A 10251-nucleotide genomic window follows, 5' to 3' on the forward strand; every position below is an offset into this window, starting at 1 on the left:
CCCTCATCTGCCCTTCGGGCATCTTCTCCCCGCAAGCGGGGAGAAGAAAATTCAGCCGCGCAGGTTCATTCCGGCTTCGCGAGCCAGTGCGGTGAAACCGGGGAACGAAGTCGCGACATTGACGACGTCGTCGATGCGCACCTCACCCTCGGCCAGTTGCGCGGCGACCGCGAAACTCATGGCGATGCGATGATCGCCATGGCTGTCGACGACGCCGCCCTTGAGGCGTCCGCCGTGGATCACCGCACCGTCGGGCGTTTCCTCGACCACGATACCGAGCCGGCGCAGGCCCTTGGCCATGCTCGCGATCCGGTCCGACTCCTTGACCCGTAGCTCCGCCGCACCGCGGATATGCGTGCGGCCGCGCGCGCAGGCGGCCGCGACGAACAACACCGGGAATTCGTCGATCATGTCCGGCACCAACGCCTCCGGCACTTCGATGCCGTGCAACGGCGCGTGCACCACGACCAGGTCGGCCACGGGTTCGCCGCCCTGCACGCGCGGATTTTCCTCGCGGATGTCGGCGCCCATCGCGCGCAGTGCCTGCAGCAAACCGGTGCGGCGCGGGTTCATGCCCACCGCTTCGATGCGCAGTTCCGATTCCGGGATCAGGGTCGCCGCGACAATGAAGAAGGCCGCCGAAGAGAAATCCGCCGGCACGTCCACATCGATCGCCGTGAGTCGATGGCCGCCGCGCAAGCGCGCAACACCCGGCGCGAACTCGATCGGCCAGCCGAAGGCGGTGAGCATGCGCTCGGTGTAGTCGCGGGTGGGATGCGCTTCACGCACAAGCGTTTCGCCCTCGGCGTAAAGCCCCGCCAGCAGCAACGCCGACTTGACCTGCGCGCTCGCCACCGGCGTGGCGATGTCCGTACCGCGCAGGCGCGCGCCGCCGTGGATGCGCAACGGCGGCAGGCCGCCGGGTTCGCTGTCGATGTGCGCGCCCATCGCCGCGAGCGGGTCGATCACCCGCCGCATCGGACGCTTGGACAGCGATTCGTCGCCGATGAGCGTGCTGTCGAACGCCTGCCCTGCCAGCAACCCGGCGAGCAGCCGCATGCCGGTGCCGGCGTTGCCGCAGTCGAGCGCGGCGTCGCTGGCACGCAGGCCGTGCAGCCCGACGCCATACACGATGCGCTCGCCCGCCGAAGGGGTTTCGATGCGCACGCCCAGCTGCGCGAACACGCGCGCGGTGGCGCGCGTGTCCTCGCCTTCGAGAAAACCGCGAATGCGCGTCGTGCCCTCAGCGATCGCACCGAGCATCACCGCACGGTGCGACACCGACTTGTCGCCCGGCACCCGGATCGTCCCGTACAGCGACGTCCCTGGCGCGGCGATCCATTTGGAGTGGGCTTCGAAGTTCATGCGAGCACCTTGTCCAGCGCCGCGACCAGGCGCAGGTTCTCGTCGTGGGTACCGACGGTGATACGCAAACAGTCGCCGAGCCCATAGCCGCCCATCGGACGCAGCACCACGCCTTGCGCGATCAACGCGGCTTCGATGAGCGGCGTGTTGGGGCCGAACTCGACCAGGACGAAATTGGTCTGCGACGGGAATACCTTCAGGCCGCGTTGCTGCAGCGCCTCGCTCAGCCACGCGCGCTCGGCGCGATTGCCGTCCAGCGACCACTGCAGATGCACGGTGTCGTCCAGCACCGCCTCGCAGGCGGCGAGCGCCGGGCCGTTGACGTTGAAGCTCTCGCGCACGCGCTCCATCACCGCGACCAGTCCCGGTGCGCCCAGCAGGTAACCGACGCGCAGGCCCGCGAGCCCGTAGGCCTTACTGAAGGTGCGGGTGACAACCAGGTTCGGGTGTCGCGACAGCAGCGGTAAAGCGCTGGCGTAATCGGGCGCGTCCGCCATCTCCGCGTAGGCTTCGTCGAATACGACGATGACGTCGTCGGGAATGCGTTCGACGAACGCCTCCAAGGCATCGCGCCCGAACCAGGACCCCGTGGGATTGTTGGGATTGGCGACGTACACCAGTTTGGTCGCCGGCGTGATCGCCGCGGCGATGGCGTCCAGATCGTGGCCCAGCGGCATTGTCGCGTGGTCGCGCGGAAAGGCGTCAACCACTCGCGCACGAGCACCTGCACATTGCGTCGCGAGCGCGAAGACGGCAAAGCCATAGCGCGAGTACACCACGTCCTCGCCCTCGCCCGCGAAGACCTGCGCCAGCTGCATTAACAGTTCATGCGAACCGTTTCCGAGCAGGAGCTGATCGACGCCGACGCCATGCTTTGCCGCCAGCGCACGCTTCAAATCCAGCCCCAGCGGATCCGGATAGCGGTGCAGCGAATGCAGTTGGTCCAGGACCGCCATGCGCGCGGCCGGCGACGGGCCGTAGGGATTTTCGTTGGAGCCCAGTTCGACCAGGTTGTCGACGCCGAACTTGCGCCGGAACGCGACCAGGTCATGCCCTGGGTCGTATGCACGCAAGCCCTGGATGCCACGCGAGGCGCGCGACGCGAACCAGGCTTCGTCCCGGACCACGGGGGCTTCGACCGTGCTCATCAGGAAATCGCCACCGGGTAGGACCCCAGGACCTTCACTTCCTGCGCGAACTCGGCGACTTCGTCCAAGGCGCGATGCATCGCTTCCTCCTGCGCGTGGCCTGCGATGTCGATGAAGAAGGCGTATTGCCACAGGCCGGTGTGACCGGGGCGCGACTCGATACGGTTCATGCTCAGGCCGTGCTTCGCGAACGGGGCCAGCACGTGATACAGCGCGCCCGGTTGATCCTTGATGAAGACCAGCAGCGAGGTCCGGTCGTTGCCAGACGGGGGGAACAGCTCCCGCCCCAGCACCAGGAAGCGGGTGGTGTTGTCCGGCCGGTCCTCGATCGGCCCGGCCAGCGATTTCAGGCCGTAGACCGTGGCCGCGCTGATGCCCGCGATGGCCGCGGCGTCGTCGGCGTTGCGGGCGCGGCGGGCGGCGTCGGCGTTGCTGCTGACTGCGATCTTCTCCGCCTTGGGCAGGTACTGGCGCAGCCAGGCCTTGCACTGCGCGAACGACTGCGGGTGGGAGTAGACGCGCTCGATGTCCTCCAGGCGGCCGGCCCGCGACAGCAGATGCTGGTGCACGCGCAGTTCGACTTCGCCACAGATCCGCAGCTGCGAGGTGAGGAACATGTCGAGGGTCGACTGGATCGTGCCCTGGGTCGAGTTCTCCACCGGCACCACGCCGAAATCGGCATGGCCGGCCTCGACCTCCTGGAACACCTCTTCGATGCTCGCCAGCGGCAGGCCGTGGATCGAATGGCCGAAATGCTTGTAGACCGCCTGCTGCGAATGGGTGCCTTCCGGCCCGAGGAAGCCGATCTTCAACGGCTCTTGCTGCGCCAGGCAGGCCGACATGATTTCGCGGAACAGCCGCACCAGTACTTCGTCGTTGAGCGGGCCGTCGTTGCGGTCGACCACGCGCCGCAGGACCTGCGCCTCGCGCTCGGGGCGGTAGTAGTCCACGGCGGCGGCGAGCTTGCCCTTGGCCTTGCCGACCTGATTGGCGAACTGCGCGCGTTCGGCGATCAGTTGCTGGATGTGGAGGTCGATGCCGTCGATGCGTTCGCGCAGCTCGCCCAGCTCCAACGGCTTGGCCGCCGGCTTCGCATCCGCCTTCTTCGCGCCTGTCTTCGTGCCTGCCTTGCCCTTGGACTTTCCGTCAGCCATTACCCGTGCCTTTGTTTGAAGTCGCGCATGAAGTCCGCCAGCGCCTGCACGCCCGCCTCCGACATCGCGTTGTAGATGGACGCACGCATGCCGCCGAGCGCGCGGTGCCCCTTGAGCGAAATCAGGCCCGCGGCATCGGCTTCCTTCAGGAACGGCTTGTCCAGCGCTTCGTCGTGCAGGAAGAACGGCACGTTCATGCGCGAGCGCACCGCCTTGTCGACTTCGTTGCGATAGAAGCCGCCGGAGTTGTCGATGGTGGCGTACAGCAACGCCGACTTGCGCGCACTGCGCCGAGCGAATTCCTCGACGCCGCCTTCGGCCAGCATCCACTTCACGGTCAGGCCGAGCAGGTACCAGTTCCAGCTCGGCGGCGTGTTGAGCATCGACTCGCCCTTCACGTGCGCGCGGTAGTCGAGGATGTCGGCGCGCGGCTGGCCGGCGCGTTCGAGCAGATCGCGACGGATGATGACGACGGTGATGCCGACGGGACCCAGATTCTTCTGCGCGCCGGCGTAGATCACGCCGTACTTGGAGATGTCGACCGGCTCCGAAGCGATGCTCGAACTGAAGTCGGCGAACAGCGGCACGTTGCCGATGTCCGGCGTGTCGCGGAACTCGATGCCGTGGATGGTCTCGTTCGCGGTGATGTGCACGTAAGCGGCGTCCTGCGACAGCTGCCAGGAGTCGCGCGCCGGAATCGTGCGGAAACCATCGCCTTCGCTGGTCGCCGCGACGCGGGCGTCCACATACGGCTTGGCCTGCTTGATCGCGGTCTTGCCCCAGTGCCCGCTGAGCACGTAGTCGGCGGCCTGGCCGGGGGTGGCGAAGTTCAGCGGCAGCAGGGCCTGCACCGTCGTCGCGCCGCCGCCCAGGAACAAAACGGCGTAGTCGTCGGGGATCGACATCAGCTTGCGCAGGTCCGCCTCGGCCTCGGTGGCGACCTGGATGAACTCGGGGCCGCGGTGGCTCAGCTCGACGATGGAGGCGCCCACGCCGTGCCAATCGAGCATTTCCTCCTGCGCCTGGCGCAGGACGGATTCGGGGAGGGCGGCGGGACCGGCACTGAAATTGAATACGCGCGACATGGATATCCTCGACTTGGCGGAAATGATCTTCTTGCGGCACAGGGGCTTGGTGTACAAGCCGAAGGTCGACAAGGCGAGGGATGGCAGGCCAGGCGGGTAGCGGTGTGCAGCCGGGCTAGTATGCCGCAGCGCAACACGCATGGATCAAGGGTTGCACGCGCAACTTTTCGCCCCCTTATGGCCTCTAGACATATAGTCGAATCAACACGCCGGAGCCGGCCATGTCCTTGCGCGACGTTTTGCGTATTCCCTCCTCCCAGGTCACCGACGAAGCGGTCTATCGCGACCGCCGCCGGCTGCTCGCCGCGTTCGCGGCGGTGCCGGGCCTCGGGCTAGCCGGATGCGGCGAGGCGGCGCCCCCGCCCTCCCAGGTCGTGGTGACGCCCGAGCAGGCGCGTTCGGGCTTCCGGACCACCGAAACGCTCACCCGCTACGAAGACGTCACCACCTACAACAACTTCTACGAGTTCGGCACCGGCAAGGGCGACCCCTCGCATGCCGACTTCACCCTGCGGCTCAAGCCTTGGAGCGTGGCGGTGGGCGGCCACTGCGCCAAGCCGGGCGTGCTGTCGCTGGACGACCTGCTGAAGGGCAACACGCCGGAAGAACGCATCTACCGCCTGCGCTGCGTGGAAGGCTGGTCGATGGTCATACCCTGGCTCGGCGTTCCGCTCGCCAACGTGCTCAAGCGCTTCGAGCCGACATCGAAAGCCAAGTACGTGGCGTTCACTACGCTCAACGACCCCAAGCAGATGCCAGGACTGAAGTACGCCGCGCTGGACTGGCCGTACCGCGAAGGCCTGCGCATCGACGAGGCCATGCATCCCCTCGCCTTCCTCGTCACCGGCCTGTACGGCAAGCCGCTGCCGCAGCAGAACGGCGCGCCGCTGCGGCTGGTAGTGCCGTGGAAGTACGGCTTCAAGGGCATCAAGTCGATCGTGGCGATCACCTTCGTCGAGACGATGCCCTTCACCAGCTGGAACGATGCGCAGTCCAGCGAATACGGATTCTTCAGCAACGTCAATCCGGCCGTGGACCACCCGCGCTGGTCGCAGAAGACCGAACGGCGCATCTCCGGCACCCAGAGCAAGCTCTTCGCCGAGCGCATCCCCACGCGTCTGTTCAACGGCTATGGGGATCAAGTCGCCAGCCTCTATGCGGGCATGAACCTGCGGAAGTGGTTCTGAAAGATGGCGCGCACCTCACGCGGCGTCATCGCAGCCAAGACCCTCGTCCATCTGTTCGCGCTGACGCCCGCCGCGATCCTGGGCTGGCAGATCCGCGCCGAAGCACTGACCGGTAGCGGCGGCCTTGGTGCCGATCCGGTGGCGGAGATCGAGCACCGTCTGGGCCTGTGGGCGCTGCGGCTGCTGATGATCACGCTGGCGATCACGCCGCTGCGGCAGATCACGCACCAGCCGGTGCTGATCCGCTTCCGGCGCCTGCTCGGGCTGTACGCATTCTTCTACGCCACCGTGCACTTCAGCGCGTATCTGATCCTCGACCTGCGCGGCTACTGGACGCAGATCTTCGAGGACATCGCCAAGCGCCCCTACATCACCGTGGGCTTCACCGCGTGGCTGCTGCTGGTGCCGCTGGCGATCACCTCGACCCAAGCGGCGATCCGGCGCCTGGGGCGCAACTGGGCACGGCTGCACCGGCTCGTCTACGCCGTCGGCGTGCTGGCCGTGCTGCATTTCTGGTGGCTGGTGAAATCCGACGTGCGCGAACCGGCGCTGTATGCCGCCATCCTCGCCGTGCTGTTGGGTTGGCGCGCGGTGAAAGTGCTGCGGGATCGCCGGGCTAACGTGCGCCGTACAGCAACAGCAAGCTCAGCGCGATCGCAATAAAGAGCGCGGCCAGCAGCAGCCAGGGTACGCGCCGCACGGACGACGACCGCTTGGGCGCATCGTTCGCTGCGACGGCCTCCTCCACCGGAGCTTTCGCCGCGGGAGGCTGCTTAGGTTCCTGCTTGCCGGAACGGTTGGGGGCTTCGACGACGAAGCGCTGCGTGTCGAAAACGACCTGATCCCCCGGCCGCAACATCGCATTGCGTACCGGCCAACCGTTCACCAGGCTGCCCTCATGCGAACCGAGGTCGCGCAGCACGATGCCATCGGCGTGCGGCTCGAGCCGTGCGTGGCGATCGGCGAAGGCCGCGTCGTCGATGCGGATATCGGATTCGGGCAAGCGGCCGACCAGGCGCGGCTGATCCAGGGTGAAACTGCGTCCGTGATGCGGGCCGCCCAGGCCGCGCAACACCATGCGCGAATCGGCATCGGCCGTCGCCGTCGCTTCGACCGGCGCGCTCGGTGGCGTATCGCCCAGCAAAAGCCATTCGTTGCCGTCGACGAAGACCGCGTCGCCCGCGCGCAGCAGCGCCATGCGCCGTACGGGACGGCCGTTGACATGCAGGCCGCGCGCACCCTGATGCACCTGCAACCAGACGCCGCGCCGATCCACGCAGAACTGCGCGATCGCCTGCGCGGGATCATCGACGATGACCGGCCGGTCCGTGGCATCGCGGCCAATGGCGTGGACGCCGGGTCCAAGGACCAGGTCCGGCTGTTGGCGGTGGGGAAACCTCAGTCTCAGAGCAGTCATGTGTCGGCGATAGTGGCGCGGCCGCAATCTAGCACGCCACACCTTGCATGCCGCGCCATGCCCCCCAACTGCATGCGGGCTTGGATGCCGCCGGTTGCGGCCGCACAATGCGCCGCACACAGGAGAAACCGAACATGCCCAGCATCGACATCCGCCACGATCATTCCCTGCCGCACGAGAAGGCGCGCAAGGCAGTGCAGGAGGTCGCGGAAAAGCTCGCCGAACGTTTCGGCATCGACTACGACTGGGACGGCGACACCCTCAACTTCGCGCGTGCGGGCGTGGACGGCAAGATCGACCTGGCGCCGAAGAGCCTGCGGGTCACGGCCAACCTCGGCTTTCTGATGTCGGCGTTCAAAGGGCCGATCGAGTCGGAGATCAAGCGGGTGTTGGACGAACGCTTCGGCTGATCGCCCACAGCAAATCAGCAGGCCTCGTACTTCCAATTGCGCCGCTTGCCCTCGGCCAGCCACTCCACCGTCTGCGCCAGCCGTTTCGCCCGCGTCTGATCGCGCTTGGCCTCGGTGATCCACTCGACGTATTCGCGCCTGCAGCTTTGCGGGAACGCCTCGAACGTGGCGCGCGCCTTTGCGTTCTTGCGCAAGGCGGCCAGCAGGTCTTCGGGGGCCTCGACCGGCGGCTTGGGCTTGCTGGTCTTGGCTGGCGCGCGCTTCGCGCCGTCGTCGATCAGCTTCATCGCCTGCTTGAGGTGCCCGCCGAGCTCGCGCTTGCCCGGCAAATCCGCGACGCGGGTGAGGCGGCCGAACTGCCCCATGGCGTCGTCGAGCTTGCGGCCGTCGCTGCCCACGATCATCGAGCCCTGCCACAGGCCGAAGGCCGCATGCTGCTTGAAGGCGGCCATGCCGCAGAGGATCTTGCCGCGGTAGGTGAAGCTGGGCGCGCTCCACTTCAGCGTTTCCTCGCAGTCCGGACAGGCCGCGTGCACCACCTCGCGCAGGTGCGTGAGGATCGGTCGGGCGAATTCGGCCGAGTTGGCGATATAGGCGTCGATGCGGGGGTCGCGCTGGACCATGGGTTCCCTTCTGCAGACGGCGGTGGCTCGCGGCCTATTCTGCCCTCGCCTCGCGTTCTGGGAAGACAGGGAGGGAAAGACCATGTGCGATAACGAACGCCGCCGCCCCATGCCGGGCTCGATCTCGGCGCTGCGCGCCCAGCTCAACGAAGATCAGAAAATGGCGCTGGGCGAGCTGGAGCGCTTCGGCTGGGAGCTCCGCTTCATCCGCCGCCCGCTGTTCCAGGAGGCAATCCCGATCGTGGCCGACGGCGACCGCAAGTCGTTCTCGGTGCTGATGCCGGACGGCTCGCTGGAAGCACAACCCAGGATCAAGATTCGCGCCTGAGTTCCCGGGCTTCGTTGCCTCAGGACAAAGTCCACCGCCCCAGCGGGCGGTATTCGCTGCGCGCGCCCAGCACGCTGTCGATCAGCACGAATTCGCGCACCGGCCATGCGACCGGCGCGATCGGCTGCGCGGGCAATGGCTCGCGCGCATCGCGCAGCACGGTGACGTGCGGGACGAAGCGGGCGTGGCCCTGCGTCGCTACGCGTTCCCGTGCCAGCGCCTTGTGCAGTTCCGACCAGAGCAACTGCAGCGGTGCAGCCACCTGCTCGCAACCCAGCCAGCCGATGCCCTTGGGGAAGTGACCGGCACGATCCAGCGTCAGGTCGAACGCCGCGGCCGCGACGTTCTGCGCGGCTCTGCGCGCGGCATCGATGCGTTCCTGCGGTAGTTCGGAAAACGCGCCGAGGAAATGCAGGGTCATGTGGTAGCGCTCCGGCTTGAGCCAGCGCCCTTGTGCGCCGTGCACGGCCTTCAGTCGCTCGACCGCTCGTGCTGTCCGCGCGCAGGCGTCCGCATCGGGCACGAGACCGAAGAAGACATTGTGGGTAATCGCCTCGCGCGCGGGCGCCGCACCGAATAGATCGTTATGCATGAGCGCAGTGTAGTGCTTCATGCCGCAGCGACGTTGCCTGCGCGAGCATGGATGCGATCCCCGCACGGAGTTCGATCATGTCCGCACGCGAAATCAACATCCCGGGCAAACAGGGGCCGATGCGGCCGCAGCCGGAAACCATCCGCGAGGGCTATCGCGGCAGCGGCAAACTCGCAGGCAAGGTCGCGTTGATCAGCGGTGGCGACAGCGGCATCGGCCGCGCGGTGGCCGTGCACTTCGCGCGCGAGGGCGCGGACGTCGCGATCATCTATCTGAGCGAGGACGCGGACGCCGCGCAGACGAAGGCCATGATCGAGAAGGAAGGCCGCCGCTGCCTGCTCATCCGCGGCAATTTGCGCGACGAGGGGTTCTGTCAGTCCGCGATCGATGAAACCGTGCGGACCCTCGGCCAACTGCGCATCCTGGTCAACAACGCCGCCGACCAGGTCAGCAAGGACAAGCCGGAGGAGATCAGCAGCGAGCAGCTACGCCTGACCTTCGAGAACAACTTCTATCCCTACTTCTACCTGGTCAAGCACGCACTGGAGCATCTGGAAGACGGCGGCATCATCATCAACACCGGCTCGGTGACTTCGTTCCGCGGCAGCAAGCATCTGATCGATTACGCGTCGACCAAGGGGGCGATCGAGACCTTCACTTATTCGCTGGCGCAGAATCTGATCGACCGCGGCATTCGCGTGAATGGCGTCGCGCCCGGCCCAATCTGGACGCCGCTGATCACTTCGAGCATGGATAAAGAGATGCAGCAGAAGTTCGGCCGCGATACGCCGATGAAGCGTCCGGGCCAGCCCAGTGAGGTCGCGCCGGCCTATGTGTATCTGGCCTGCGACGACAGCAGTTACGTCACCGGTCAGTTCATCCACATCAATGGCGGTGGGTTTATCGGTTAGCGGGCGCTGCGGCCTTGGCTTTGGCTTTGGC

The 10251-nt window shown here is 66.7% G+C and carries 12 protein-coding genes; 5 read left to right on the forward strand and 7 right to left on the reverse strand.

The window, feature by feature from the left end; genetic code table 11:
* Positions 1-51: 51 nt before the first annotated feature.
* Genes aroA through serC form a run of 4 tightly spaced genes read right to left on the reverse strand, consistent with a single transcriptional unit; the run spans position 52 to position 4752 of the window.
* On the reverse strand, positions 52-1365 hold the full coding sequence (aroA, locus tag ACYVJ8_RS06265; RefSeq protein ID WP_460710344.1) for a 3-phosphoshikimate 1-carboxyvinyltransferase: 1314 nt from the start codon (positions 1363-1365) through the stop codon (positions 52-54).
* The gene (gene hisC, locus ACYVJ8_RS06270) at positions 1362-2513 is read right to left on the reverse strand and encodes a histidinol-phosphate transaminase (protein WP_460710346.1); all 1152 of its coding nucleotides are present in this window, start codon (positions 2511-2513) and stop codon (positions 1362-1364) included. Before hisC ends, aroA begins: the two co-directional genes overlap by 4 nt.
* Positions 2513-3667: a prephenate dehydratase gene (pheA, locus tag ACYVJ8_RS06275; RefSeq protein ID WP_460710348.1), complete on the reverse strand. Its 1155-nt coding sequence runs from the start codon at positions 3665-3667 to the stop codon at positions 2513-2515. The genes hisC and pheA overlap by 1 nt, the downstream gene beginning before the upstream one ends.
* Positions 3667-4752 carry a 3-phosphoserine/phosphohydroxythreonine transaminase gene (gene serC / locus ACYVJ8_RS06280; RefSeq protein WP_460710350.1) on the reverse strand — a complete coding sequence of 362 codons (1086 nt, stop codon included), beginning with the start codon at positions 4750-4752 and terminating at the stop codon, positions 3667-3669. Before serC ends, pheA begins: the two co-directional genes overlap by 1 nt.
* 221 nt (positions 4753-4973) lie before the next feature.
* Between serC and msrP the strand changes: the two genes are divergently transcribed.
* Positions 4974-5939 (forward strand): protein-methionine-sulfoxide reductase catalytic subunit MsrP, encoded by a 966-nt coding sequence (gene msrP, locus ACYVJ8_RS06285; protein ID WP_460710351.1) that lies wholly within the window; start codon positions 4974-4976, stop codon positions 5937-5939.
* A 3-nt stretch (positions 5940-5942) separates the two neighbouring features.
* Entirely contained in the window at positions 5943-6602 is a 660-nt protein-coding gene (gene msrQ / locus ACYVJ8_RS06290) for a protein-methionine-sulfoxide reductase heme-binding subunit MsrQ (protein ID WP_460710353.1), read from the forward strand.
* On the opposite strand, the gene ACYVJ8_RS06295 is transcribed toward msrQ, so the two are convergent.
* Complete coding sequence (locus ACYVJ8_RS06295) at positions 6556-7356, reverse strand: FHA domain-containing protein (protein ID WP_460710355.1); 801 nt, start codon at positions 7354-7356, stop codon at positions 6556-6558. The two genes, msrQ and ACYVJ8_RS06295, sit on opposite strands and share 47 nt — an antisense overlap.
* A 134-nt stretch (positions 7357-7490) precedes the next feature.
* Here ACYVJ8_RS06295 and ACYVJ8_RS06300 point away from each other — a divergent pair, with 134 nt between their 5' ends.
* Positions 7491-7766, forward strand: a complete 276-nt coding sequence (locus ACYVJ8_RS06300; RefSeq protein WP_460710357.1) for a polyhydroxyalkanoic acid system family protein — start codon at positions 7491-7493, stop codon at positions 7764-7766.
* A 14-nt stretch (positions 7767-7780) separates the two neighbouring features.
* Here ACYVJ8_RS06300 and ACYVJ8_RS06305 read toward each other — a convergent pair whose 3' ends face one another.
* Complete coding sequence (locus ACYVJ8_RS06305) at positions 7781-8389, reverse strand: YdeI/OmpD-associated family protein (protein WP_460710359.1); 609 nt, start codon at positions 8387-8389, stop codon at positions 7781-7783.
* Here ACYVJ8_RS06305 and ACYVJ8_RS06310 point away from each other — a divergent pair.
* A complete protein-coding gene (locus ACYVJ8_RS06310; protein ID WP_460710361.1) occupies positions 8388-8717 on the forward strand; it encodes a hypothetical protein in 330 nt (109 codons plus the stop codon). The genes ACYVJ8_RS06305 and ACYVJ8_RS06310 overlap by 2 nt on opposite strands.
* A 19-nt stretch (positions 8718-8736) precedes the next feature.
* Here ACYVJ8_RS06310 and thpR read toward each other — a convergent pair whose 3' ends face one another.
* Positions 8737-9330, reverse strand: a complete 594-nt coding sequence (thpR, locus tag ACYVJ8_RS06315; RefSeq protein ID WP_460710363.1) for an RNA 2',3'-cyclic phosphodiesterase — start codon at positions 9328-9330, stop codon at positions 8737-8739.
* 56 nt (positions 9331-9386) lie between these two features.
* On the opposite strand from thpR, the gene ACYVJ8_RS06320 reads away from it, so the two are divergent.
* Positions 9387-10220, forward strand: a complete 834-nt coding sequence (locus ACYVJ8_RS06320; RefSeq protein ID WP_460710365.1) for an SDR family oxidoreductase — start codon at positions 9387-9389, stop codon at positions 10218-10220.
* The last annotated feature ends 31 nt before the right edge of the window (positions 10221-10251 follow it).

This window comes from Lysobacter terrae, assembly GCF_054782215.1.